Origin of the sequence: Sutcliffiella tianshenii (genome assembly GCF_016908565.1) — a bacterium.
GTDB lineage: Bacteria > Bacillota > Bacilli > Bacillales > Bacillaceae_I > Sutcliffiella_A > Sutcliffiella_A tianshenii.
This window is the reverse complement of record NZ_JAFBED010000018.1, coordinates 1-22768: the sequence shown is the minus strand read 5'-3', so window position 1 is coordinate 22768 and position 22768 is coordinate 1. Positions and strand designations below refer to the sequence as shown.

General features: G+C 42.6%; 34 protein-coding genes and 2 pseudogenes. All 36 read left to right on the top strand.

The window, feature by feature from the left end:
* Positions 1-57 precede the first annotated feature (57 nt).
* Positions 58-3654 carry a DNA-directed RNA polymerase subunit beta' gene (rpoC, locus tag JOC95_RS20730; protein ID WP_204420035.1) on the top strand — a complete coding sequence of 1199 codons (3597 nt, stop codon included), beginning with the start codon at positions 58-60 and terminating at the stop codon, positions 3652-3654.
* 125 nt (positions 3655-3779) lie between these two features.
* Positions 3780-4028 carry a 50S ribosomal protein L7ae-like protein gene (locus tag JOC95_RS20725; RefSeq protein ID WP_204420033.1) on the top strand — a complete coding sequence of 83 codons (249 nt, stop codon included), beginning with the start codon at positions 3780-3782 and terminating at the stop codon, positions 4026-4028.
* Positions 4029-4130: 102 nt separating this feature from the next.
* On the top strand, positions 4131-4553 hold the full coding sequence (gene rpsL / locus JOC95_RS20720) for a 30S ribosomal protein S12 (protein ID WP_010191479.1): 423 nt from the start codon (positions 4131-4133) through the stop codon (positions 4551-4553).
* 49 nt (positions 4554-4602) lie between these two features.
* Positions 4603-5073, top strand: coding sequence for a 30S ribosomal protein S7 (gene rpsG, locus JOC95_RS20715; RefSeq protein ID WP_010191480.1), 471 nt, complete (start codon positions 4603-4605; stop codon positions 5071-5073).
* A 92-nt stretch (positions 5074-5165) separates the two neighbouring features.
* The gene (gene fusA / locus JOC95_RS20710; protein ID WP_204420031.1) at positions 5166-7244 is read left to right on the top strand and encodes an elongation factor G; all 2079 of its coding nucleotides are present in this window, start codon (positions 5166-5168) and stop codon (positions 7242-7244) included.
* A gap of 116 nt (positions 7245-7360) precedes the next feature.
* Positions 7361-8551, top strand: coding sequence for an elongation factor Tu (gene tuf / locus JOC95_RS20705; protein ID WP_204420029.1), 1191 nt, complete (start codon positions 7361-7363; stop codon positions 8549-8551).
* A 686-nt stretch (positions 8552-9237) separates the two neighbouring features.
* The gene (rpsJ, locus tag JOC95_RS20700) at positions 9238-9546 is read left to right on the top strand and encodes a 30S ribosomal protein S10 (protein WP_010191483.1); all 309 of its coding nucleotides are present in this window, start codon (positions 9238-9240) and stop codon (positions 9544-9546) included.
* Positions 9547-9581: 35 nt separating this feature from the next.
* Entirely contained in the window at positions 9582-10211 is a 630-nt protein-coding gene (rplC, locus tag JOC95_RS20695; protein ID WP_204420026.1) for a 50S ribosomal protein L3, read from the top strand.
* Positions 10212-10237: 26 nt separating this feature from the next.
* Positions 10238-10861: a 50S ribosomal protein L4 gene (rplD, locus tag JOC95_RS20690; RefSeq protein ID WP_204420024.1), complete on the top strand. Its 624-nt coding sequence runs from the start codon at positions 10238-10240 to the stop codon at positions 10859-10861.
* Entirely contained in the window at positions 10861-11148 is a 288-nt protein-coding gene (gene rplW / locus JOC95_RS20685) for a 50S ribosomal protein L23 (RefSeq protein WP_204420022.1), read from the top strand. The genes rplD and rplW overlap by 1 nt, the downstream gene beginning before the upstream one ends.
* 38 nt (positions 11149-11186) lie before the next feature.
* Complete coding sequence (gene rplB / locus JOC95_RS20680) at positions 11187-12017, top strand: 50S ribosomal protein L2 (protein ID WP_204420085.1); 831 nt, start codon at positions 11187-11189, stop codon at positions 12015-12017.
* A gap of 57 nt (positions 12018-12074) precedes the next feature.
* Positions 12075-12353: a 30S ribosomal protein S19 gene (rpsS, locus tag JOC95_RS20675; RefSeq protein WP_204420020.1), complete on the top strand. Its 279-nt coding sequence runs from the start codon at positions 12075-12077 to the stop codon at positions 12351-12353.
* 19 nt (positions 12354-12372) lie between these two features.
* A complete protein-coding gene (gene rplV, locus JOC95_RS20670; RefSeq protein ID WP_204420018.1) occupies positions 12373-12714 on the top strand; it encodes a 50S ribosomal protein L22 in 342 nt (113 codons plus the stop codon).
* A gap of 3 nt (positions 12715-12717) precedes the next feature.
* Positions 12718-13374 (top strand): 30S ribosomal protein S3, encoded by a 657-nt coding sequence (gene rpsC, locus JOC95_RS20665; RefSeq protein WP_204420016.1) that lies wholly within the window; start codon positions 12718-12720, stop codon positions 13372-13374.
* Between the two features lie 2 nt (positions 13375-13376).
* Positions 13377-13811, top strand: a complete 435-nt coding sequence (gene rplP / locus JOC95_RS20660) for a 50S ribosomal protein L16 (RefSeq protein WP_204420014.1) — start codon at positions 13377-13379, stop codon at positions 13809-13811.
* Positions 13801-14001 (top strand): 50S ribosomal protein L29, encoded by a 201-nt coding sequence (rpmC, locus tag JOC95_RS20655; protein ID WP_010191499.1) that lies wholly within the window; start codon positions 13801-13803, stop codon positions 13999-14001. The genes rplP and rpmC overlap by 11 nt, the downstream gene beginning before the upstream one ends.
* A gap of 20 nt (positions 14002-14021) precedes the next feature.
* The gene (gene rpsQ / locus JOC95_RS20650; protein WP_204420012.1) at positions 14022-14285 is read left to right on the top strand and encodes a 30S ribosomal protein S17; all 264 of its coding nucleotides are present in this window, start codon (positions 14022-14024) and stop codon (positions 14283-14285) included.
* 41 nt (positions 14286-14326) lie between these two features.
* Positions 14327-14695 (top strand): 50S ribosomal protein L14, encoded by a 369-nt coding sequence (gene rplN, locus JOC95_RS20645; protein ID WP_010191501.1) that lies wholly within the window; start codon positions 14327-14329, stop codon positions 14693-14695.
* A gap of 35 nt (positions 14696-14730) precedes the next feature.
* Positions 14731-15042: a 50S ribosomal protein L24 gene (gene rplX / locus JOC95_RS20640; protein ID WP_204420009.1), complete on the top strand. Its 312-nt coding sequence runs from the start codon at positions 14731-14733 to the stop codon at positions 15040-15042.
* Positions 15043-15068: 26 nt separating this feature from the next.
* Positions 15069-15608 (top strand): 50S ribosomal protein L5, encoded by a 540-nt coding sequence (rplE, locus tag JOC95_RS20635; RefSeq protein ID WP_204420007.1) that lies wholly within the window; start codon positions 15069-15071, stop codon positions 15606-15608.
* Positions 15609-15638: 30 nt separating this feature from the next.
* Positions 15639-15824: a type Z 30S ribosomal protein S14 gene (locus JOC95_RS20630; protein ID WP_010191505.1), complete on the top strand. Its 186-nt coding sequence runs from the start codon at positions 15639-15641 to the stop codon at positions 15822-15824.
* A 30-nt stretch (positions 15825-15854) separates the two neighbouring features.
* Complete coding sequence (rpsH, locus tag JOC95_RS20625; RefSeq protein WP_010191507.1) at positions 15855-16253, top strand: 30S ribosomal protein S8; 399 nt, start codon at positions 15855-15857, stop codon at positions 16251-16253.
* A 32-nt stretch (positions 16254-16285) separates the two neighbouring features.
* Positions 16286-16822 (top strand): 50S ribosomal protein L6, encoded by a 537-nt coding sequence (gene rplF, locus JOC95_RS20620; protein WP_204420005.1) that lies wholly within the window; start codon positions 16286-16288, stop codon positions 16820-16822.
* Between the two features lie 35 nt (positions 16823-16857).
* Positions 16858-17217: a 50S ribosomal protein L18 gene (gene rplR, locus JOC95_RS20615; protein ID WP_204420003.1), complete on the top strand. Its 360-nt coding sequence runs from the start codon at positions 16858-16860 to the stop codon at positions 17215-17217.
* Positions 17218-17237: 20 nt separating this feature from the next.
* Complete coding sequence (gene rpsE / locus JOC95_RS20610) at positions 17238-17738, top strand: 30S ribosomal protein S5 (RefSeq protein ID WP_204420001.1); 501 nt, start codon at positions 17238-17240, stop codon at positions 17736-17738.
* Positions 17739-17751: 13 nt separating this feature from the next.
* The gene (gene rpmD / locus JOC95_RS20605) at positions 17752-17934 is read left to right on the top strand and encodes a 50S ribosomal protein L30 (RefSeq protein WP_060666596.1); all 183 of its coding nucleotides are present in this window, start codon (positions 17752-17754) and stop codon (positions 17932-17934) included.
* A gap of 33 nt (positions 17935-17967) precedes the next feature.
* A complete protein-coding gene (gene rplO / locus JOC95_RS20600) occupies positions 17968-18408 on the top strand; it encodes a 50S ribosomal protein L15 (RefSeq protein ID WP_204419999.1) in 441 nt (146 codons plus the stop codon).
* Positions 18408-19700: a preprotein translocase subunit SecY gene (gene secY, locus JOC95_RS20595; RefSeq protein ID WP_204419997.1), complete on the top strand. Its 1293-nt coding sequence runs from the start codon at positions 18408-18410 to the stop codon at positions 19698-19700. The genes rplO and secY overlap by 1 nt, the downstream gene beginning before the upstream one ends.
* Positions 19701-19760: 60 nt before the next feature.
* Positions 19761-20411 carry an adenylate kinase gene (locus JOC95_RS20590; RefSeq protein WP_204419995.1) on the top strand — a complete coding sequence of 217 codons (651 nt, stop codon included), beginning with the start codon at positions 19761-19763 and terminating at the stop codon, positions 20409-20411.
* A complete protein-coding gene (map, locus tag JOC95_RS20585; RefSeq protein WP_010191515.1) occupies positions 20411-21157 on the top strand; it encodes a type I methionyl aminopeptidase in 747 nt (248 codons plus the stop codon). Before JOC95_RS20590 ends, map begins: the two co-directional genes overlap by 1 nt.
* Positions 21158-21182: 25 nt before the next feature.
* Positions 21183-21337, top strand: a pseudogene (locus JOC95_RS21480) (KOW domain-containing RNA-binding protein); the annotation flags it as partial.
* Positions 21315-21533, top strand: coding sequence for a translation initiation factor IF-1 (gene infA / locus JOC95_RS20580; protein WP_003348578.1), 219 nt, complete (start codon positions 21315-21317; stop codon positions 21531-21533). The pseudogene JOC95_RS21480 and the gene infA, both read left to right, overlap by 23 nt.
* A gap of 41 nt (positions 21534-21574) precedes the next feature.
* Positions 21575-21688: a 50S ribosomal protein L36 gene (gene rpmJ / locus JOC95_RS20575; protein WP_003156543.1), complete on the top strand. Its 114-nt coding sequence runs from the start codon at positions 21575-21577 to the stop codon at positions 21686-21688.
* Between the two features lie 20 nt (positions 21689-21708).
* Positions 21709-22074 carry a 30S ribosomal protein S13 gene (gene rpsM / locus JOC95_RS20570; RefSeq protein WP_078382537.1) on the top strand — a complete coding sequence of 122 codons (366 nt, stop codon included), beginning with the start codon at positions 21709-21711 and terminating at the stop codon, positions 22072-22074.
* Positions 22075-22101: 27 nt separating this feature from the next.
* Entirely contained in the window at positions 22102-22491 is a 390-nt protein-coding gene (gene rpsK / locus JOC95_RS20565) for a 30S ribosomal protein S11 (RefSeq protein WP_204419993.1), read from the top strand.
* Between the two features lie 170 nt (positions 22492-22661).
* Positions 22662-22768: pseudogene (locus JOC95_RS20560) on the top strand (DNA-directed RNA polymerase subunit alpha); the annotation flags it as partial.

The window sequence follows — 22768 nt, the reverse complement described above, 5'->3', positions numbered from 1 at the left end:
GGACTTTAAAGATAAGCATTTGGGTAGAACCTGTAGATTATAAGGGAGGTAGGCCCCTTGCTAGATGTTAACAATTTTGAGTATATGAAGATAGGCCTAGCTTCTCCGGATAAGATCAGATCCTGGTCTTTCGGAGAAGTGAAGAAGCCTGAAACAATCAACTATCGTACATTAAAGCCAGAAAAAGATGGGTTATTCTGCGAGCGCATCTTCGGTCCGACAAAGGACTGGGAATGTCACTGTGGTAAATACAAACGTGTCCGTTATAAGGGTGTTGTCTGTGACCGCTGTGGAGTGGAAGTAACAAGAGCGAAGGTTCGTCGTGAACGCATGGGTCACATCGAGCTAGCTGCCCCTGTATCCCATATCTGGTATTTCAAAGGTATTCCTAGCCGCATGGGACTTGTTCTTGACATGTCCCCGCGTGCGTTGGAAGAAGTAATCTACTTTGCGTCCTATGTAGTAACGGAAACAGGGGATACTCCTTTGGAAAAGAAACAACTTCTTTCCGAAAAAGAGTTCCGCGCTTACCGTGAAAAGTATGGCCAGACTTTCCAAGCATCCATGGGTGCAGAAGCGATCAAAAAGCTTCTTCATGACATCGATCTTGAGAGGGATGTAGACTCCTTGAAAGAAGAGCTTAAAACTGCTCAAGGACAACGTCGTACTAGAGCGATCAAGCGATTGGAAGTATTGGAATCCTTCAGGGGATCCGGCAATGAGCCATCTTGGATGATCCTGGATGTCCTTCCGGTCATTCCTCCTGAATTGCGCCCGATGGTTCAATTGGATGGCGGTCGTTTCGCGACTTCCGACTTGAACGATCTATACCGTCGTGTAATCAACCGTAACAACCGTTTAAAACGTTTGTTGGATCTTGGTGCTCCAAGCATCATCGTACAAAACGAAAAACGTATGCTACAAGAAGCTGTTGATGCATTGATTGATAATGGCCGTCGCGGCCGTCCTGTAACGGGTCCTGGTAACAGACCGTTGAAATCTCTTTCTCATATGCTGAAAGGGAAACAAGGACGTTTCCGTCAGAACCTGCTTGGTAAACGTGTTGACTATTCCGGTCGTTCCGTTATCGTAGTAGGGCCAAACTTAAAAATGTACCAGTGTGGTTTACCAAAAGAAATGGCTCTTGAGCTATTCAAACCATTCGTAATGAAAGAGCTTGTCGAACGCGGCCTTGCGCATAACATCAAAAGTGCGAAACGCAAGATAGAACGCGTGCAGCCAGAGGTTTGGGACGTATTGGAATCTGTCATCAGAGAGCATCCGGTATTACTGAACCGTGCACCAACCCTTCACAGACTGGGTATTCAAGCATTTGAACCTACACTTGTTGAAGGCCGTGCTATCCGTCTTCATCCACTAGTATGTACTGCATACAATGCGGACTTTGACGGAGACCAAATGGCAGTTCACGTACCGCTTTCTGCAGAAGCTCAGGCTGAGGCGCGCATCCTTATGCTTGCTGCCCAGAACATCCTTAACCCTAAGGATGGTAAGCCTGTAGTAACTCCTTCACAGGATATGGTACTTGGTAACTACTACTTAACCCTAGAGCGTGAAAATGCAGTTGGGGAAGGTATGGTATTCAAGGATACAAATGAAGCGTTGATCGCTTATGCAAATGGCTATGTTCACTTGCATACACGTGTAGCGGTTCATGCAGGGTCACTTGATAACGAAACCTTCACTCCTGAACAAAAGCAGAAGCTTCTTATTACAACTGTCGGAAAAATGATCTTCAATGAGATCTTGCCGCCATCTTTCCCTTACATCAACGAACCGACAAAGCATAATCTTGAGGTTAATACTCCGGACAAATACTTTGTTGAAAAGGGTGCGAATGTAAAAGAAGCGATTCAACAACAAGAGCTTATCGATCCATTTAAGAAGAAAATCCTTGGGAATATCATCGCTGAAGTATTCAAGCGTTTCAAGATCACAGAAACGTCCAAAATGCTTGACCGCATGAAAAACCTTGGATTCCGATACTCTACCAAAGCCGGTATTACGGTTGGTGTAGCTGACATCGTGGTTCTTAAAGAGAAAGAAGAAATCTTGGTTGAAGCACAAACGAAAGTAGATACAGTTCTTAAGCAGTTCCGTCGCGGACTTATCACAGAGGAAGAGCGCTATGATCGCGTTATTTCCATCTGGAGTGCAGCGAAGGATGTTATTCAGAACAAACTGATGCAATCTCTGCCACGCTTGAATCACATCTTCATGATGAGTGATTCCGGAGCCCGTGGTAACGCATCTAACTTTACACAATTGGCAGGTATGCGTGGACTGATGGCCAACCCGTCTGGACGTATCATCGAACTTCCGATCAAATCTAGTTTCCGTGAAGGTCTGACGGTATTGGAATACTTCATCTCCACACATGGTGCGCGTAAAGGTCTTGCCGATACAGCACTTAAAACTGCCGATTCAGGTTACTTGACCCGTCGTCTTGTTGACGTAGCACAGGATGTTATCGTCCGTGAAATGGACTGTGGGACAGACCGTGGATTGCACATCACATCTCTAAAAGATGGCACAGAGGTAGTCGAAAAGTTAGAAGAGCGTCTAATCGGCCGTTATGCTAGAAAAGCTGTCAAACACCCGGAAACTGGTGAAGTTCTTGTAGCAGAAAACGACTTGATTACAGAGGACATCGCAACAATCATCGTAGAAGCAGGCGTGGAAGATGTTTGGATCCGCTCTGTATTCACATGTAACACCCGTCATGGTGTGTGTAAGAAATGTTACGGCCGTAACTTGGCAACTGGTCTTGAGGTAGAAGTAGGGGAAGCAGTCGGTATCATCGCTGCCCAGTCTATCGGTGAGCCGGGAACTCAGTTAACGATGCGTACTTTCCATACAGGTGGGGTTGCTGGAGACGATATTACACAAGGTTTACCGCGTATCCAGGAGATTTTCGAAGCGCGTAATCCGAAAGGTCAAGCGGTCATCTCTGAAATTGATGGTGTTGTCACTAGCATCAACGAAGGAAAAGATCGTCAGCAAGAAATCACTGTACAAGGTGAAGTGGAAACGAGAAACTATACAGTACCTTATACTGCCCGCTTGAAAGTAGGCGTTAATGCCGAAGTGCTTCGCGGTCAGGAGCTGACAGAAGGTTCGATTGATCCAAAAGAGCTTCTGAAGGTAAAAGATATGGTCTCTGTACAGGAGTACCTACTGCTTGAAGTTCAAAAAGTATACCGTATGCAAGGGGTAGAAATCGGGGACAAACACGTAGAGGTTATGGTACGTCAAATGTTGCGTAAAGTACGTGTCATTGACGCTGGTGATACAGATGTATTGCCAGGCACTCTGCTTGACGTCCACCAATTCACTGATGCAAATGAACGTGTACTGATTGAAGGCAAAACACCTGCAACAGGCCGTCCTGTCTTACTCGGTATCACGAAAGCATCTCTTGAAACAGATTCGTTCTTGTCTGCGGCATCTTTCCAAGAAACGACCAGGGTCCTAACAGACGCTGCCATCAAAGGAAAGCGCGATGAGCTACTAGGATTGAAAGAGAATGTAATCATCGGTAAGCTGGTTCCAGCTGGTACTGGTATGAACCGTTACCGCAAATTCGATCTGACGAAAGAAGTCGGAAAAGAAGAACTTGTAACGGTAGAATAAATGAAGGATTGTCGGGGCGACCCGACAATCTTTTCAATGTTATTCAAGAAACGGGTTGACATCTAAAAAAAGAGATGGTACTATAGCAAAGGTGCTTATATAACCTGTTGCTTTGGAGGATATCAATGTCTTATGAAAAAGTGATACAGGCAAACACCTTCATTGTTGGTACTAAGCAAACAGTGAAGGCGCTGAAATCCGGAACAGTAAAAGAGGTTGTCATTGCGGAGGATGCCGATGTGATAGTAACACAGAAGGTTGTCCAAACTGCAAAGGAACATAATATTCCAATTGTGAAGGTTGACTCGATGAAAAAACTCGGGAAGGCTTGCGGGATTGAAGTAGGTGCCTCGGCTGTTGCGATCATTCAATAAAAACTGTTTTTGTGAGTAAAGATTCGCAAAGACTTTGTTTTTTGCCTTAAAATGAACCACCTGGATATGTGGTCTTAAAACATGAGGAAGGAGGAAAAATAAATGCCTACTATTAACCAGTTAGTACGTAAAGGTCGTACAAGCAAAGTTGTAAAGTCTAAATCTCCAGCTTTAAACAAAGGTTATAACAGTTTCAAGAAGGCGCAGACTGATGTGTCTTCACCTCAAAAACGTGGTGTATGTACTCGTGTTGGTACAATGACTCCGAAGAAACCGAACTCCGCATTACGTAAATATGCTCGTGTTCGTTTAACAAACCAAATTGAGGTAACTGCTTATATCCCAGGTATCGGTCACAACCTACAAGAGCATAGCGTAGTGTTGATCCGTGGCGGTCGTGTAAAAGACTTACCGGGAGTACGTTATCACATCGTACGTGGAGCACTTGATACTGCGGGAGTTAACAACCGTATGCAAGGTCGTTCTAAGTACGGAACAAAGAGACCAAAAGCGCCTAAAAAATAATAGAATGAGAATTGCTTAACATTAAGTTATGCGAAAGGAGGATATTAATATGCCACGTAAAGGCCCTGTTGCAAAAAGAGACGTATTACCAGATCCGTTATATAACTCCAAGTTAGTAACTCGTCTTGTAAACAAATTAATGATCGATGGTAAGAGAGGAAAATCTCAAGCTATCATCTATAATGCATTCAAACTAGTTGGTGAGCGTTCCGGACAAGAACCTATGGAAGTGTTCGAACAAGCGATGAAAAACATCATGCCTGTTCTTGAAGTTAGAGCACGTCGTGTAGGTGGAGCGAACTACCAAGTACCTGTAGAGGTGCGCCCAGATCGTCGTACTACTCTTGGACTACGTTACCTAGTTAACTACTCCCGTCTACGCGGAGAGAAAACTATGGAAGAGCGTTTAGCTAACGAAATCCTAGATGCAGCCAACAACACTGGAGCATCAGTTAAAAAGCGTGAAGATATGCACAAAATGGCAGAAGCGAACAAAGCGTTTGCTCACTACCGTTGGTAAAATCACATATTATCTAGAGCTGTTAAGACAAGTACTTAACAGCTTTAGGTATAAACAACAAAATTTCGATACTTAGGAAGGAGAAATACCATATGGCAAGAGAGTTCTCCTTAGATAAGACACGTAATATCGGTATCATGGCACACATTGATGCTGGTAAAACAACTACAACTGAGCGTGTTTTGTTCTACACAGGACGTATTCACAAAATCGGTGAAACTCATGAAGGTGCATCTCAAATGGACTGGATGGAGCAGGAGCAAGAGCGTGGAATCACGATCACATCTGCTGCGACAACAGCTCAATGGAAAGGCCACCGCGTAAACATTATCGATACACCTGGTCACGTAGACTTCACTGTTGAAGTTGAACGTTCCCTACGTGTACTTGATGGTGCGGTAGCTGTTCTTGATGCACAATCCGGTGTTGAGCCTCAAACAGAAACAGTTTGGCGCCAGGCAACAACTTATGGTGTACCACGTATCGTGTTCGTTAACAAAATGGACAAGATCGGTGCAGATTTCTTATATTCTGTAGGTACAATCCATGACCGCCTTCAAGCCAATGCTCATCCAATTCAACTTCCAATCGGAGCTGAAGATGAGTTTGAAGGTATCATCGACCTTGTAGAAATGGTTGCTTACTTCTACGAAGACGATTTAGGTACTCGTTCCGAAGCGAAAGAAATCCCGGCTGAGTACAAAGACCAAGCAGACGAGTATCGTCAACGCTTAGTCGAAGCAGTAGCAGAATTGGATGAAGAATTGATGATGAAGTACTTAGAAGGAGAAGAGCTAACAACTGAAGAGTTGAAAGCGACTATCCGTAAAGGTACTTGTGACGTTGAATTCTACCCGGTTATCTGTGGTTCTGCATTCAAAAACAAAGGTGTTCAATTAATGCTTGATGCTGTAATTGACTACCTGCCAGCACCAACTGACGTTCCAGCAATCAAAGGAACTTTACCGGATTCAGATGAAGAGGTAGCTCTTGAATCTTCCGATAATGGCCCATTTGCTGCTTTAGCGTTCAAAGTTATGACTGACCCTTATGTTGGTAAATTAACGTTCTTCCGTGTGTACTCAGGTTCACTGAACTCCGGATCTTACGTAATCAACTCAACAAAAGGTAAGCGTGAGCGTGTAGGACGTATCCTGCAAATGCACGCAAACAGCCGTGAAGAGATTCCAGTTGTTTATGCTGGTGACATCGCTGCTGCGGTTGGATTAAAGGACACTACTACTGGTGATACGTTATGTGACGATAAACACCAAGTAATCCTTGAGTCCATGGAGTTCCCTGAGCCGGTTATCCAATTATCCGTTGAGCCTAAATCCAAGGCTGACCAAGATAAGATGACTACTGCGCTTCAAAAGCTTCAAGAGGAAGATCCTACTTTCCGTGCACATACTGACCAGGAAACTGGGCAAACAATCATCGCAGGTATGGGTGAGCTTCACCTTGACATCCTGGTTGACCGTATGAGACGTGAATTCAAAGTAGAAGCAAACGTTGGTGCTCCTCAAGTAGCGTACCGTGAAACGTTCCGTGGATCTGCAAGAGTCGAGGGTAAATTTGCCCGTCAATCTGGTGGACGCGGTCAATTCGGACACGTTTGGATCGAATTCGAACCAAACGAAGAAGGAAAAGGGTTCGAATTTGAAAACAAAATCGTAGGTGGAGTAGTTCCTCGTGAATACGTACCTGCTGTTCAAGCTGGTCTTGAAGATTCCATGAAAAACGGAGTTCTTGCTGGTTACCCTCTAATCGATGTAAAAGCTGCATTGGTTGACGGTTCTTACCATGATGTTGACTCCTCTGAGATGGCGTTTAAAGTAGCTGCTTCATTAGCTCTTAAAAACGCAGTATCAAAATGTAGCCCGGTAATCCTTGAGCCTGTCATGAGAGTTGAAGTTGTAACTCCTGAAGAGTACATGGGAGACATCATGGGTGGTATCACTTCCCGTCGTGGACGCGTTGAAGGTATGGAAGCTCGCGGTAACGCTCAAGTTGTTCGCGCAATGGTTCCACTATCCGAAATGTTCGGATATGCAACATCCCTACGTTCTAACACACAAGGACGCGGAGTGTTCACAATGCATTTCGATCACTACGAAGAAGTACCAAAATCGATTTCTGAAGAAATCATCAAAAAAAATAAAGGTGAATAATTGATTTTCACCTAATCTTGTTTTATAAATAGTATGTAGGTTAATAAGTGGACATCACTTGTTAATGTATCATATAAAAATAAAAAAACTAATGAAACTCTAAGGAGGATATTCTAATGGGTAAAGAGAAATTCGATAGATCCAAAACGCATGCTAATATCGGTACAATCGGACACGTTGACCATGGTAAAACAACTTTAACAGCTGCAATCACAACTGTACTTGCAAAGCGCAGTGGTAAAGGTGCTGCAATGGCTTATGACATGATCGACGCGGCTCCAGAAGAAAGAGAGCGTGGAATCACTATTTCTACAGCTCACGTTGAGTACGAAACTGAAAACCGTCACTATGCACACGTTGACTGCCCAGGACATGCTGACTATGTTAAAAACATGATCACTGGTGCTGCTCAAATGGACGGCGGAATCCTAGTAGTATCTGCTGCTGACGGCCCAATGCCACAAACTCGTGAGCACATCCTTCTTTCTCGTCAAGTTGGTGTACCTCACCTAGTTGTATTCTTGAACAAATGCGACATGGTTGACGACGAAGAATTACTAGAATTAGTTGAAATGGAAGTTCGTGACCTTCTTTCTGAGTACGATTTCCCTGGAGACGATGTTCCTGTAATCAAAGGTTCTGCTCTTAAAGCTCTTGAAGGAGACGCTGAGTGGGAAGAAAGAATCGTTGAGCTTATGGCTGCAGTTGATGAGTACATCCCAACACCAGCTCGTGACACTGAAAAGCCATTCATGATGCCAGTTGAGGACGTGTTCTCTATCACTGGACGTGGAACAGTTGCTACTGGACGTGTTGAGCGTGGACAAGTTAAAGTTGGTGACACTGTTGCAATCATCGGTTTAACTGAAGAGCCTAAATCTACTACTGTAACTGGAGTAGAAATGTTCCGTAAGCTTCTTGACTATGCTGAAGCTGGAGACAACATCGGTGCACTTCTTCGTGGGGTTGCTCGTGACGATATCCAACGTGGACAAGTATTAGCTAAGCCTGGTACAATCACTCCACACACAAAGTTCAAAGCTGAAGTTTACGTATTGTCTAAAGAAGAGGGTGGACGTCACACTCCATTCTTCACAAACTACCGTCCTCAGTTCTACTTCCGTACAACTGACGTAACTGGTATTTGTAACCTTCCTGAAGGCGTAGAAATGGTTATGCCTGGTGACAACATCGAAATGACAGTTGAGCTTATCGCTCCAATCGCTATCGAAGAAGGAACTAAGTTCTCTATTCGTGAAGGTGGACGTACAGTAGGCGCTGGCGTAGTTGCTACTATCCAAGAGTAATTCTTGACCTGAATAGATCTTTCAAAGCCGGCATCCCAATGGGGTGCCGGTTTTTTTATATGTAGAAATTTTTTATTTTAAGAAATGCAATGTTCATTATTTATTTAGATCTTCATTAGTGAAGGTAAAGTATATTCTCACCTTTCAGTGAAACACATAATGAATTCCCACTCTCACCCTGTTGATTGAAGTGCAAGGGGTGAGACTCCTGCGGAAGCAGCGCGTCGAAGGAGACCCCACAGGCGCAAAGCGCCGAGGAGGCTCCAGAGACCGCCCGCGGAAAGCGAACCCCTGAAACGGAAATCAACAGGGGGCTTAGTAAGAATTGAAAAATTATTTTGATTCAGAGTTCAAACAAAACGACTTTCTTCTATATAAATAAACACAACAAATCAAGGATGTATAACAACAAACCATACTGGAAAAAACTGAAATGAATAATTCTTACAGTGCGTGTTGCATTAAACACAACTTCTCGTTATAATATGAAAAGTGCTCAGAGATTTTATATGAAATATAGTTGCATTGTCTATTGGTTAGTTGTATAATAGGTAATGTTGGTCTTTGACTGCGATGATGTGAAAGGTTGCTGACACACCCGGCCGCTTTGCCATGGCGAGTGTGGCAGGTTAATTTTCACGGAGAATGTCTATCAATAATATAGGCGAAAAAAGGAGGGAAAAATAATGGCAAAAGAAAAGATTCGCATTCGTTTAAAAGCTTATGATCACAGAATTCTAGATCAATCTTCTGAGAAGATCGTTGAAACTGCAAAACGTTCAGGTGCTACTGTTTCTGGTCCTATTCCGTTACCGACGGAAAGATCTGTATACACTATCTTACGTGCGGTACACAAATATAAAGATTCTCGTGAGCAATTCGAAATGCGCACTCATAAGCGCTTAATCGATATCATTAACCCAACACCACAAACGGTTGACAGCTTAATGCGCTTAGATCTTCCATCTGGTGTGGACATCGAAATCAAGCTTTAATCAATAAATACTTAATTATTCAGGAGGTGTGACTAATGACCAAAGGAATCTTAGGAAAAAAGATAGGTATGACTCAAGTTTTTGCTGCAAACGGCGATCTTATCCCTGTAACAGTAATCGAAGCTACTCCAAACGTAGTACTTCAAGTTAAAACTGTTGAAGCAGACGGTTATGAAGCAGTTCAAATCGGTTTTGCTGACAAGCGTGATAAATTAGCGAACAAGCCTGAAAAAGGACACGTTGCTAAAGCTAACACAGCACCTAAGCGCTTCATTCGTGAAATCAGTGGGGTAGACTTAGGAACTTACGAAGTTGGTCAGGAAGTCAAAGTTGATATTTTCGCAGAAGGCGATGTAGTAGATGTAACAGGAATCTCAAAGGGTAAAGGTTTCCAAGGCTCAATCAAGCGCCACGGACAATCTCGCGGCCCAATGACTCACGGTTCTCGTTATCACCGTCGTCCTGGTTCTATGGGACCTGTTGCTCCTAACCGCGTATTCAAAGGTAAACTTTTACCTGGACGCATGGGTGGAGAGCGCATCACTATCCAGAACCTTGAGATCGTGAAAGTAGACACAGAACGTAACCTGTTATTAGTAAAAGGTAACGTGCCTGGTCCTAGAAAAGCAATGATCACAATTAAAAGTGCGGTAAAAGCAAACTAATTGTTTAGGAAAGGAGGAACTACAAAATGCCTAAAGTAGCATTATACAATCAAGCTGGCTCCAATGTCGGTGAAATTGAATTAGCAGATGCTGTGTTCGGTATTGAGCCAAACAACAGCGTATTGTTCGATGCGATAGTAATGCAAAGAGCATCTCAACGTCAAGGTACTGCAAAAGTAAAAGGACGCTCTGAAGTAGCAGGTGGTGGACGCAAGCCATGGCGCCAAAAAGGTACTGGCCGTGCTCGTCAAGGATCTATCCGCTCTCCACAATGGCGTGGTGGTGGTATCGTATTCGGTCCTACACCAAGAAGCTACAGCTACAAACTTCCTAAGAAAGTTCGTCGCTTAGCTATCAAATCTGCATTGTCTTCCAAAGTATTGGAAAACGAATTGCTAGTATTAGAAGGATTAGCTTTTGATGCACCAAAAACAAAAGAAATGACTTCTGTACTTAAAGGTTTAGAAATCACTCGTAAAGCGTTAATCGTAACAGCTGACGACAGCGAAAACGTTGCTTTATCTGCTCGTAATATCCCTGGAGTAACTGTTGTTACTGTAAATGGTGTAAACGTACTAGACGTTGTAAACCATGACAAAGTAATCTTTACGAAAGACGCTGTTCAAAAATTAGAGGAGGTGCTTGCATAATGAGAGATCATCGTGATGTTCTTAAGCGCCCCGTGATTACTGAGCGTTCTACTGATTTAATGACAGAAAAGAAATACACTTTTGAAGTGGATGTTAGAGCTAACAAGACTGAAGTTAAAGATGCTGTCGAAGTGATCTTTGGCGTAACTGTCGAGAAAGTAAACATCATGAACTACAAAGGTAAATTCCGTCGTGTAGGTCGTCATAGCGGATTAACTAACCGTCGTAGAAAAGCTATTGTAACATTAAAAGAAAATAGCAAAGAAATCGAATTCTTCGAGGTTTAATAAAAAAATAAAATCATCAACGAAAAGGAGGGAACATGATGGCGATTAAAAAATACAAACCAACCTCTAATGGACGTCGTGGCATGACAGTTTCTGATTTTGCTGAGATCACTACAGACAAACCAGAAAAAAGCTTGCTACAACCGTTACACAGAAAAGGTGGTCGTAATAACCAAGGTAAATTGACTGTACGTCACCAAGGTGGTGGACACAAACGTCAATACCGCGTCATCGACTTCAAACGTGATAAAGATGGTATACCAGGACGCGTTGCTACAATTGAGTATGATCCAAACCGTTCCGCCAATATCGCGTTAATCAACTATGCAGATGGGGAAAAGCGCTACATTCTAGCTCCTAAGAACTTAGAAGTGGGAATGACAGTAATGTCTGGCCCTGAAGCAGATATCAAGGTGGGTAATGCACTACCACTAATCAACATCCCAGTAGGTACTGTAATCCACAACATCGAATTAAAACCAGGTAAAGGTGGACAATTGGTTCGCTCTGCAGGTACATCTGCACAAGTACTTGGTAAAGAAGGTAAATACGTACTTGTACGTTTAACTTCCGGTGAAACTCGCATGATTCTTTCCACTTGCCGCGCTTCTGTAGGTCAAGTTGGTAACGAACAGCACGAACTTATCAACATTGGTAAAGCAGGACGTTCCCGTTGGATGGGTATTCGCCCAACTGTACGTGGTTCTGTAATGAACCCTAACGATCACCCACACGGTGGTGGTGAAGGACGTTCACCAATCGGACGTAAGTCACCTATGACTCCTTGGGGTAAACCAACTCTTGGTTACAAAACTCGCAAGAAGAAAAACAAGTCTGACAAATTTATCGTTCGTCGTCGTAAAAAATAACGGGGTTGTACTACGGTTCACAGGAGCCGTAGAGCAATCACGAAGGGAGGTTTCCACATGGGTCGCAGCTTGAAAAAAGGGCCTTTTGTAGATGATCATTTAATGACAAAGATTGAAAAGTTAAATGAAACTGAGGGTAAACAAGTCGTAAAAACTTGGTCTCGTCGTTCTACTATTTTCCCACAATTTATCGGACATACAATCGCTGTATATGATGGCCGTAAACACGTACCAGTATATGTGACAGAAGACATGGTAGGTCACAAGCTTGGAGAATTCGCTCCATCTCGTACTTACAAAGGTCACGCTAATGATGATAAGAAAACAAAACGCTAATTAGAGAGGAGGCTTTTACATGCAAGCTAAAGCTGTTGCAAGAACAGTTCGTATTGCTCCTCGTAAAGCTCGTCTAGTTATGGATTTAATTCGAGGCAAGCAAGTAGGCGAAGCAGTAGCTATTTTGAAGTTAACTCCAAAGGCTGCTTCACCAGTAATCGAAAAAGTTCTCAAGTCCGCTATTGCTAACGCAGAGCACAATTTTGAAATGGACGCAAACGCCCTAATCGTTACTGAGGCATACGTGAATGAAGGACCAACTTTAAAACGTTTCCGCCCTCGTGCAATGGGTCGTGCGAGTCAAATTAACAAACGCACTAGCCACATTACAATCGTGGTATCAGAAAAGAAGGAGGGATAATCAGTGGGTCAAAAGGTAAATCCTATCGGTCTTCGTGTTGGTATCATTCGTGACTGGGAGTCCAAATGGTACGCAGGAAAAGATTATGCTAACCTGCTTCATGAAGATATCAAAGTTCGTGAATATATCGCAAAACGTCTGAATGACGCTTCTGTATCTAAAGTAGAAATCGAACGTGCTGCAAATCGCTTAAACGTTACTGTTCACACTGCTAAACCAGGAATGGTTATCGGTAAAGGCGGTACTGAAGTTGAAGCACTTCGTAAAGCATTGAACCAATTAACTGGTAAACGTGTACACATCAACATCCTTGAAATCAAGAGAGCTGATCTTGACGCTAAATTGGTAGCTGAAAACATCGCTCGTCAATTAGAAAACCGTGTATCTTTCCGTCGTGCACAAAAGCAATCACTTCAACGTGCAATGCGCGCTGGTGCGAAAGGTATTAAAACGATGGTATCTGGTCGCCTAGGCGGAGCAGACATCGCTCGTTCTGAACATTATAGTGAGGGTACAGTTCCACTTCATACTCTTCGCGCTGATATTGACTATGGTACAGCAGAAGCTGATACAACTTACGGTAAATTAGGTGTGAAAGTATGGATCTACCGTGGAGAGGTCCTTCCTACGAAGAAGAAAACTGAGGAAGGAGGAAAATAATTATGTTATTACCAAAACGCGTAAAATATCGCCGCGAACATCGTGGAAAAATGCGTGGTAAAGCGAAAGGCGGTACTGAGGTACACTTCGGAGAGTTCGGATTACAATCTCTTGAAGCATCTTGGATCACTAACCGTCAAATCGAAGCAGCACGTCGTGCGATGACTCGTTATATGAAACGTGGCGGTAAAGTTTGGATTAAAATTTTCCCTTCAAAACCATACACTGCAAAGCCTCTAGAGGTCCGAATGGGTTCCGGTAAAGGTGCTCCTGAAGGATGGGTAGCAGTTGTTAAACCTGGAAAGGTTATGTTTGAAATTTCAGGTGTATCTGAGGAAATTGCACGTGAAGCATTACGTTTGGCTGCGCACAAGCTACCAGTTAAATGTAAGTTCGTAAAACGTGAAGAAATTGGTGGTGAAACTAATGAAAGCTAATGAACTACGCGACTTAACCACTGCCGAGATTGAACAAAAAGTGAAATCTTTAAAAGAAGAGTTATTCAACCTACGCTTTCAATTAGCGACTGGTCAATTAGAAAACACTGCTCGTATTCGCGAAGTGCGTAAGTCAATCGCTCGTATGAAAACAGTAGTTCGCGAGAGAGAGATCGCTTCTAACAAATAATTAAGAGGAGGTTCGCGAAAATGAGTGAACGTAACCAACGTAAAGTTTACACTGGTCGTGTTGTTTCCGACAAAATGGATAAAACAATCACAGTACTAGTTGAAACTTACAAAACTCACACACTCTACGGCAAACGTGTTAAGTACTCTAAAAAGTACAAAGCGCATGATGAAACTGGCGCAGCTAAGACTGGCGATATCGTTAAGATCATGGAGACACGTCCGTTATCTTCAACAAAGCGTTTCCGTTTAGTAGAAGTAGTAGAGAAAGCTGTAATTATCTAATATTTAAGTTCGGATAGTAATTCCGAAGGGAGGTACCATGCATGATTCAACAAGAATCTCGTTTGAAAGTTGCTGATAACTCAGGTGCTCGTGAAGTACTGGCAATTAAAGTATTAGGTGGATCTGGTCGTCGTTACGCGAACATTGGTGATGTTATTGTTTGTACAGTGAAACAAGCAACACCAGGAGGCGTTGTTAAAAAAGGTGACGTAGTGAAGGCTGTAGTAGTTCGTACTAAACGTGGAGTTCGTCGTAATGACGGTTCATATATCCGTTTTGATGAGAACGCATGCGTAATTATCAAAGATGATAAGAGCCCTCGTGGAACTCGTATCTTCGGACCAGTTGCACGTGAATTACGTGATAACAACTACATGAAGATTGTATCTTTAGCTCCAGAAGTACTTTAATATAAGAAATGAATGTGTCAAGGAGGTGCGAAAGGATGCATGTAAAAAAAGGTGATAAAGTTGTAGTTATCTCTGGTAAGGATAAAGGTAAACAAGGAGTGATCCTTGAATCTTTTCCTAAGAAAGACCGTGTTCTTGTAGAAGGTATTAACATCGTGAAAAAGCATGCTAAACCATCACAAGAAAACCCTCAAGGTGGAATCATCAACCGTGAGGCGCCTATTCATGTATCAAACGTTATGCCTTTAGATCCGAAATCCGGTGAACCTACTCGTGTAGGATACAAGGTAGTTGACGGTAAAAAAGTACGTGTTGCAACAAAATCAGGTGAACAATTAGATAAATAGACTTTTGAAGAAAGGAGGTACTTTTGATGAACCGCCTAAAAGAAAAGTATCAAAGCGAAATTATTCCTGCTCTAATGGGCAAGTTTAACTATAAATCTGTGATGCAAGCTCCAAAGCTTGAGAAAATCGTTATCAACATGGGTGTTGGTGAAGCTGTTGCTAACTCTAAAGCGTTAGACGCTGCTGTAGAAGAATTATCTTCTATCACTGGTCAAAAACCTGTTGTAACTAGAGCGAAAAAATCTATCGCGGGCTTCCGTCTTCGTGAAGGAATGCCAATCGGCGCGAAAGTTACATTACGCGGTGAGCGTATGTACGAATTCCTAGATAAGTTAGTATCTGTATCTTTACCTCGTGTTCGTGACTTCCGTGGTATCTCTAAGAAGTCTTTCGACGGCCGTGGAAACTACACTCTTGGTGTTAAAGAGCAGCTTATCTTCCCGGAAATTGATTACGATAAAGTTAACAAGGTACGTGGTATGGATATCGTTATCGTTACTACTGCCAACACTGATGAAGAAGCTCGTGAGCTTTTGACATCATTCGGAATGCCATTCCAAAAATAATACCAGCGTGTGGTAGAGGGAGGCGAAAATGTGGCTAAAAAATCAATGATTGCGAAACAAAAACGCACACCTAAACATAATGTGCAAGCTTATACTCGTTGCGAACGTTGTGGTCGTCCCCACTCTGTAATCCGTAAATTTAAGCTTTGCCGTATTTGTTTCCGTGAATTAGCTTATAAAGGCCAAATTCCTGGCGTGAAAAAAGCAAGTTGGTAAAACCCGATAATTGGGAAGGAGGTAAATTAAATGGTTATGACAGATCCTATTGCAGATATGCTTACTCGCATCCGCAATGCGAACATGGTACGTCACGAGAAGCTTGAACTTCCTGCTTCTAAAATCAAAAAAGAAGTTGCTGAAATCTTAAAGCGTGAAGGTTTCGTACGTGACGTTGAATTTATCGAAGACAACAAACAAGGTATCATTCGTATTTTCTTGAAATACGGCGCTAACAACGAGCGTGTTATTACTGGTCTTAAGCGTATCAGTAAGCCTGGTCTTCGTGTATATGCAAAAGCTAACGAGGTACCTCGTGTATTAAACGGTTTAGGTATTGCGATCATCTCTACTTCTCAAGGTGTTATCACTGATAAAGAAGCTCGTCAAAAACAAGCTGGTGGAGAAGTATTAGCGTACGTTTGGTAATAATTTCTTTAAATGAACGGAGGTGTAACTAAATGTCACGTGTAGGTAAAAAACCTATTGAAATCCCGGCTGGGGTTACAATTACAAACGACAACAACACAGTTACCGTAAAAGGTCCTAAAGGTGAATTAACTCGTACATTCAGCCAAGATATGGCTATTACAATAGAAGAAAACGTACTAACAGTTGTGCGTCCTTCTGAAAGCAAAGAACACCGTACAATCCACGGAACAACTCGTGCACTTTTAAACAACATGGTTGAAGGTGTAACAAAAGGTTTCGAAAGAGGATTAGAACTTATCGGGGTTGGTTACCGTGCTTCCAAGCAAGGTAACAAGCTAGTTCTTAACGTTGGGTACTCTCATCCGGTTGAAATCACACCAGAAGAAGGTATCGAAGTCGAAGTTCCAACAAACACAAAGATCCTTATCAAAGGTATCAATAAAGAGCGCGTAGGTGCTTTAGCAGCTAACATCCGTGACGTTCGCCCACCAGAGCCTTACAAAGGTAAAGGTATTCGTTATGAAGGTGAACATGTACGTCGTAAAGAAGGTAAAACTGCGAAGTAAGACCGCATAAGCAGATAGAAAGGAGTGACTGCAAGATGATTACAAAACCTGATAAAAATTCTACTCGTAAGAAAAGACACACTCGTGTTCGTGCTAAGTTATCAGGAACTGCAACTCGTCCACGTTTAAATGTGTTCCGTTCAAACCAACACATTTATGCTCAAGTGATCGATGATTCGAACTCTGTGACAATCGTGAGTGCTTCTACACTTGATAAAGGCGTTGAGGCTAACGGAAGTAACGTTGAGTCCGCTAAAGCAGTTGGAGAACTAGTTGCGAAGCGCGCAATTGAAAAAGGAATTAAATCAGTAGTATTCGACCGCGGTGGATACTTATACCACGGACGTGTGAAAGCATTAGCAGATGCTGCACGTGAGGCTGGTTTAGAATTTTAATCGGAAAAGGAGGGACACTGATGCGTCGCATTGATCCAAACAAATTAGAACTTGAAGAACGCGTTGTTACGGTTAACCGCGTTGCGAAAGTAGTAAAAGGTGGACGTCGTTTCCGCTTTGCTGCTCTAGTAGTAGTAGGAGATAAGAACGGTAATGTTGGTTTCGGTACTGGTAAAGCTCAAGAAGTACCTGAAGCTATCCGTAAAGCAATTGAAGATGCGAAAAAGAACTTAGTTGCTGTACCTATCGTTGGTACAACAATTCCTCACCAAGTACTTGGAGAGTTCGGTTCTGGGGAAATCCTATTGAAGCCTGCTTCTGAGGGTACTGGGGTTATCGCTGGAGGACCAGTTCGTGCGGTACTTGAGTTAGCGGGTGTTCAAGACATCCTTTCTAAATCTTTAGGATCTAACACACCAATCAACATGATCCGTGCAACAATCGACGGATTGAAGCAATTGAAACGTGCAGAGGACGTTGCTAAATTGCGTGGTAAAACGGTAGAAGAACTGTTAGGATAAGGAGGGAAACAAAATGGCGAACAAATTAGCAATCACCCTCACTCGCAGTGTAATCGGTCGTCCACAAGATCAACGTGCGACTGTTCAAACTCTTGGTTTGAAGAAGATGCACCAAACAGTTGTCCATGAGGATAACGCAGCTATCCGTGGAATGATTAACAAGGTATCTCACCTTGTTACTGTGAAAGAGCAATAAAAGAAACGGTTTTTTAAATAAGGAGGTGCCACAATGAAACTTCATGAGTTAAAACCTAACGAAGGATCTCGTAAAGAACGTAACCGTGTTGGTCGCGGTACTGGTTCTGGTAACGGTAAAACTTCTGGTAAAGGTCATAAAGGTCAAAATGCACGCTCAGGCGGTGGCGTTCGTCCTGGATTCGAAGGTGGTCAAACACCTCTATTCCAACGCTTACCAAAGCGCGGATTCACGAACATTCATCGTAAAGAGTATGCAATCATCAACCTTGATGCGTTAAACCGCTTTGAAGATGGTACAGAAGTTACACCTGAATTACTTCTTGAAACAGGTTTAGTTAGCAAACTAAACGCTGGTTTGAAAGTATTGGGTAACGGTTCTATCGAGAAAAAGCTTACAGTTCGTGCTCATAAATTCTCCTCAGCAGCTAAAGAAGCTATCGAAGCAGCTGGCGGTTCAGTTGAGGTGATCTAATGTTCCAGACATTCTCCAATTTTATGCGCGTGGGTGATATAAGAAAGAAAATAGTCTTCACCCTACTAATGTTAATCATATTCCGTATCGGTACGTTTATCCCAGTACCAGGGGTAAACTCTGACATATTGAAATTTCAGGATGAGTTTAGTGTGTTCGGTATCTTGAATACCTTCGGTGGTGGAGCTTTACAAAACTTCTCAATTCTTGCCATGGGTATAATGCCATACATCACAGCATCAATCATTGTGCAGCTATTGCAAATGGATGTTGTTCCAAAGTTTACGGAATGGTCAAAACAAGGAGAAGTTGGACGTCGCAAATTAGCTCAATTCACTAGATACTTTACTATTGTGCTTGGATTTATCCAGGCAATTGGTATGTCTATCGGGTTTAATAACTTGGCTCAAGGCCAGCTTATTTCCAACCCGACACCCACTACTTATCTTTTAATCGCTTTAGTGTTGACAGCAGGAACGGCATTCTTAATGTGGCTTGGTGAGCAGATCACAGCACACGGAGTCGGGAATGGTATTTCCATCCTGATTTTCGCTGGTATCGTCGCTGCCATTCCAAATGGAGCCAACCAGATTTATGCACAACAAATTCAGGATGCTGGAGATCAGTTGTTCCTAAATCTAGTTATCGTTGCTCTTATTATCCTTGCAATCCTGGCTGTTATCGTAGGAGTAATCTTTATCCAACAAGCATTGCGTAAAATTCCGATCCAGTATGCAAAGAAAGTTTCGGGACGCAATCCTGTTGGCGGACATTCCTCACACTTACCATTAAAAGTGAATGCAGCAGGGGTAATTCCGGTTATCTTTGCAGTATCATTTATCATCACACCACCTACCATCGCGTCGTTCTTTGGGCCTAATGATGTAACTCAGTGGATCCAAAGCACATTCGATTACACGAAGCCGATCGGTATGGTAGTTTATGTAGCTCTTATTATTGCCTTTACTTATTTCTATACGTTTGTTCAGTCTAATCCTGAGCAGATGGCAGAAAACTTAAAGAAGCAAGGCGGATATATTCCAGGAATTCGTCCTGGTCAGAACACACAGGAATACCTGACTAAGATCATCTACCGACTGACTTTTGTTGGTGCGTTGTTCTTGGCTGGAATCTCTGTTCTACCTGTAATCTTTATGAAAATAGCTGACCTTCCGCCAGCCGTTCAGATTGGTGGTACTGGTATCCTCATCGTTGTAGGTGTTGCACTTGAAACGATGAAGCAACTTGAAAGTCAGTTAGTGAAGCGTCACTATAAAGGGTTTATCAAGTAATGAAGTAATTGGGATAGCATTATCCCAATATACTTCACAAGAGACTGAGGGGGCATTAAGATGAATTTAGTTCTAATGGGACTTCCGGGTGCCGGTAAAGGTACTCAAGCAGAACGAATTGTCGAAAAGTACAATATCCCTCATATCTCAACCGGAGATATGTTTCGTGCTGCTATGAAGGAAGGAACTGAACTAGGCCTTAAAGCAAAGTCTTTTATGGATCAAGGTCAGCTTGTTCCTGATGAAGTGACGATCGGTATCGTTCGTGAAAGACTTGAAAAAGAAGATTGCAAAAACGGATTCCTATTGGATGGCTTCCCAAGAACGGTTCCTCAAGCAGAAGCCTTGGAGCAAATGCTTGAAGATCTTGGCCGCAAAATTGATTATGTGATCAATGTTAATGTGGACCAAAGCATCTTGATGGAACGTCTTACTGGAAGAAGGATTTGCAAAGATTGCGGATCTACTTATCATCTTGTATTCAATCCTCCAAGTGAGGAAGGGGTTTGTGATAAGTGCGGCGGTGAACTTTATCAGCGTGCTGATGACAATGAAGAAACTGTCGGCAACCGTTTGGAAGTGAATGTGAAACAATCAAAGCCTCTATTGGACTTCTATGAGTCTAAAGGCTATCTTCAAAACATCGATGGACAGCAGCCAATCGGCGAAGTGTTCACTGATATTGAAAAACTTCTTGGAGGTCTTGCGTAATGATCATCTGTAAAACTCCTCGTGAGCTTGAAATCATGAGAGAAGCTGGCAGAATCGTTGCACTTACCCATCAAGAATTGAAAAAACATATTGTACCTGGCGTAACGACGAAACAATTGGATGATATTGCTGAGAAATTCATACGCAAACATGATGCAATTCCTTCGTTCAAAGGGTATAATGGTTTTCGCGGAAGCATTTGTGCTTCTGTTAACGAAGAACTTGTTCATGGTATCCCCGGCGATAGAGTATTAAAAGACGGTGATATCATTAGCATAGATATTGGTGCGAAGTATAATGGTTACCACGGCGATTCCGCCTGGACATATGCTGTCGGTAACATTTCCGATGAAACAAAGCGATTACTTGAAGTCACGGAGCAATCATTGTATGAAGGCATCAAGGAAGTAAAACCGGGCGCTCGTCTTTCTGACGTTTCTCATGCGATCCAAACGTATGCAGAAGCACATGATTTTTCAATCGTGAGAGAGTATGTAGGCCATGGAATTGGTCAAGACTTACATGAAGACCCGCAAATTCCACATTATGGACCTCCTAATAAAGGTCCACGGTTAAAACCTGGTATGGTCCTCGCAATTGAGCCAATGGTCAATGCAGGAACCCGCTACGTTAAAACGTTAGCAGATGACTGGACTGTTGTTACTGTTGACGGTAAAATGTGTGCTCATTTTGAACATACGGTCGCTATTACAGAAACAGGCTACGAGATCTTAACAAAAGCCTAATGCCTTAAAGGCTTGCGCAGAATGTTATGATTACGTGTCTCCAGAAGTTCAGAACAGTGATCGAAACAGGCCGTGTGACAAATGGGAAACTTAGGTTCGTGCTAACAAAGTTTGTCGATGTGCTTGTTACTGATTTGAAGAAGGGAGAACTTAATTAATGGCGAAAGACGATGTAATTGAAGTAGAAGGTACGGTCGTTGAGACTTTACCAAATGCTATGTTTAAAGTAGAATTGGAAAATGGTCATACGGTATTGGCTCATGTATCTGGGAAAATTCGTATGCACTTTATTCGAATCCTGCCAGGAGATAAAGTAACGGTGGAGCTTTCTCCATACGATTTAACACGCGGTAGAATTACGTATCGTTTTAAATAAACCTATTTTAGCACTCCGTACTATCAGGGAGGTAATATAAGATGAAAGTGAGACCATCTGTGAAGCCGATCTGCGAAAAATGTAAAGTTATTCGTAGAAAAGGCAAAGTTATGGTTATTTGTGAAAACCCGAAACACAAACAAAAACAAGGATAACTTGAGGGAGGTGCGCATATATGGCACGTATTGCTGGTGTTGATGTTCCTCGCGACAAGCGCGTTGTAATTTCATTAACATACATTTTCGGTATTGGTCGTCCAACAGCTGAGAAAGTTTTAGCTGAAGCAGGTGTTTCTGAGGAAACTCGTGTACGCGACTTAACGGAAGAAGAATTAGGAAAAATTCGTGATATCGTAGATAAAATTAAAGTTGAGGGTGACCTTCGTCGTGAAGTATCTCTTAACATTAAACGTCTAATCGAGATTGGTTGCTACCGTGGTCTTCGCCACCGTCGTGGTTTACCGGTTCGTGGTCAAAACACTAAAAACAATGCTCGTACACGTAAAGGTCCTCGTCGTACTGTAGCGAACAAAAAGAAATAATTTCAAGTAAGTAAGGAGGTAAGAAATATGGCACGTAAAACTAATACACGTAAACGCCGTGTGAAAAAGAATATTGATACTGGTATCGCGCATATCCGTTCTACATTCAATAACACAATCGTTACGATTACTGACTCTCACGGAAACGCAATTGGATGGTCCAGTGCAGGAGCTCTTGGCTTCAAAGGTTCTCGTAAATCCACTCCATTCGCAGCACAAATGGCAGCTGAAACTGCAGCTAAAGCTTGCATGGAGCACGGTTTGAAAACTCTTGAAGTTACAGTTAAAGGTCCTGGTGCAGGTCGTGAAGCAGCGATCCGTGCTTTACAAGCAGCTGGTCTTGAAGTAACTGCTATCAGAGACGTAACCCCAGTACCTCATAACGGTTGCCGCCCACCAAAACGTCGCCGTGTTTAATTTGTCTGTATAGAATTTGTATACATGTCAATAATGGCTGATGATACAGTTTGTAAATTATACAGATAATTAAATGTTGTTGTTGTGCACAATCGGGACATACCTATGGGGAATTTCGGTTAGACATCACTGTCTTTCCGGGGTTTCGACGTTTTGAAGGAGGGTTATGAATGTTAGAAATCGAAAAACCAAACCTCGAAACGGTTGAAATCAGCGATGACGCCAACTCTGGTAAATTCGTCGTCGAGCCACTTGAGCGTGGATATGGAACAACTTT

What these genes read in the sequence shown, in the direction of transcription:
- JOC95_RS20725 (WP_204420033.1), top strand. Translation starts at nt 3,780, where the DNA reads ATGTCTTATGAAAAAGTGATACAGGCAAACACCTTCATTGTTGGTACT.
- rpsL (WP_010191479.1), top strand. Translation starts at nt 4,131, where the DNA reads ATGCCTACTATTAACCAGTTAGTACGTAAAGGTCGTACAAGCAAAGTT.
- rpsG (WP_010191480.1), top strand. Translation starts at nt 4,603, where the DNA reads ATGCCACGTAAAGGCCCTGTTGCAAAAAGAGACGTATTACCAGATCCG.
- fusA (WP_204420031.1), top strand. Translation starts at nt 5,166, where the DNA reads ATGGCAAGAGAGTTCTCCTTAGATAAGACACGTAATATCGGTATCATG.
- tuf (WP_204420029.1), top strand. Translation starts at nt 7,361, where the DNA reads ATGGGTAAAGAGAAATTCGATAGATCCAAAACGCATGCTAATATCGGT.
- rpsJ (WP_010191483.1), top strand. Translation starts at nt 9,238, where the DNA reads ATGGCAAAAGAAAAGATTCGCATTCGTTTAAAAGCTTATGATCACAGA.
- rplC (WP_204420026.1), top strand. Translation starts at nt 9,582, where the DNA reads ATGACCAAAGGAATCTTAGGAAAAAAGATAGGTATGACTCAAGTTTTT.
- rplD (WP_204420024.1), top strand. Translation starts at nt 10,238, where the DNA reads ATGCCTAAAGTAGCATTATACAATCAAGCTGGCTCCAATGTCGGTGAA.
- rplW (WP_204420022.1), top strand. Translation starts at nt 10,861, where the DNA reads ATGAGAGATCATCGTGATGTTCTTAAGCGCCCCGTGATTACTGAGCGT.
- rplB (WP_204420085.1), top strand. Translation starts at nt 11,187, where the DNA reads ATGGCGATTAAAAAATACAAACCAACCTCTAATGGACGTCGTGGCATG.
- rpsS (WP_204420020.1), top strand. Translation starts at nt 12,075, where the DNA reads ATGGGTCGCAGCTTGAAAAAAGGGCCTTTTGTAGATGATCATTTAATG.
- rplV (WP_204420018.1), top strand. Translation starts at nt 12,373, where the DNA reads ATGCAAGCTAAAGCTGTTGCAAGAACAGTTCGTATTGCTCCTCGTAAA.
- rplP (WP_204420014.1), top strand. Translation starts at nt 13,377, where the DNA reads ATGTTATTACCAAAACGCGTAAAATATCGCCGCGAACATCGTGGAAAA.
- rpmC (WP_010191499.1), top strand. Translation starts at nt 13,801, where the DNA reads ATGAAAGCTAATGAACTACGCGACTTAACCACTGCCGAGATTGAACAA.
- rpsQ (WP_204420012.1), top strand. Translation starts at nt 14,022, where the DNA reads ATGAGTGAACGTAACCAACGTAAAGTTTACACTGGTCGTGTTGTTTCC.
- rplN (WP_010191501.1), top strand. Translation starts at nt 14,327, where the DNA reads ATGATTCAACAAGAATCTCGTTTGAAAGTTGCTGATAACTCAGGTGCT.
- rplX (WP_204420009.1), top strand. Translation starts at nt 14,731, where the DNA reads ATGCATGTAAAAAAAGGTGATAAAGTTGTAGTTATCTCTGGTAAGGAT.
- rplE (WP_204420007.1), top strand. Translation starts at nt 15,069, where the DNA reads ATGAACCGCCTAAAAGAAAAGTATCAAAGCGAAATTATTCCTGCTCTA.
- rpsH (WP_010191507.1), top strand. Translation starts at nt 15,855, where the DNA reads ATGGTTATGACAGATCCTATTGCAGATATGCTTACTCGCATCCGCAAT.
- rplF (WP_204420005.1), top strand. Translation starts at nt 16,286, where the DNA reads ATGTCACGTGTAGGTAAAAAACCTATTGAAATCCCGGCTGGGGTTACA.
- rplR (WP_204420003.1), top strand. Translation starts at nt 16,858, where the DNA reads ATGATTACAAAACCTGATAAAAATTCTACTCGTAAGAAAAGACACACT.
- rpsE (WP_204420001.1), top strand. Translation starts at nt 17,238, where the DNA reads ATGCGTCGCATTGATCCAAACAAATTAGAACTTGAAGAACGCGTTGTT.
- rpmD (WP_060666596.1), top strand. Translation starts at nt 17,752, where the DNA reads ATGGCGAACAAATTAGCAATCACCCTCACTCGCAGTGTAATCGGTCGT.
- rplO (WP_204419999.1), top strand. Translation starts at nt 17,968, where the DNA reads ATGAAACTTCATGAGTTAAAACCTAACGAAGGATCTCGTAAAGAACGT.
- secY (WP_204419997.1), top strand. Translation starts at nt 18,408, where the DNA reads ATGTTCCAGACATTCTCCAATTTTATGCGCGTGGGTGATATAAGAAAG.
- JOC95_RS20590 (WP_204419995.1), top strand. Translation starts at nt 19,761, where the DNA reads ATGAATTTAGTTCTAATGGGACTTCCGGGTGCCGGTAAAGGTACTCAA.
- map (WP_010191515.1), top strand. Translation starts at nt 20,411, where the DNA reads ATGATCATCTGTAAAACTCCTCGTGAGCTTGAAATCATGAGAGAAGCT.
- infA (WP_003348578.1), top strand. Translation starts at nt 21,315, where the DNA reads ATGGCGAAAGACGATGTAATTGAAGTAGAAGGTACGGTCGTTGAGACT.
- rpmJ (WP_003156543.1), top strand. Translation starts at nt 21,575, where the DNA reads ATGAAAGTGAGACCATCTGTGAAGCCGATCTGCGAAAAATGTAAAGTT.
- rpsM (WP_078382537.1), top strand. Translation starts at nt 21,709, where the DNA reads ATGGCACGTATTGCTGGTGTTGATGTTCCTCGCGACAAGCGCGTTGTA.
- rpsK (WP_204419993.1), top strand. Translation starts at nt 22,102, where the DNA reads ATGGCACGTAAAACTAATACACGTAAACGCCGTGTGAAAAAGAATATT.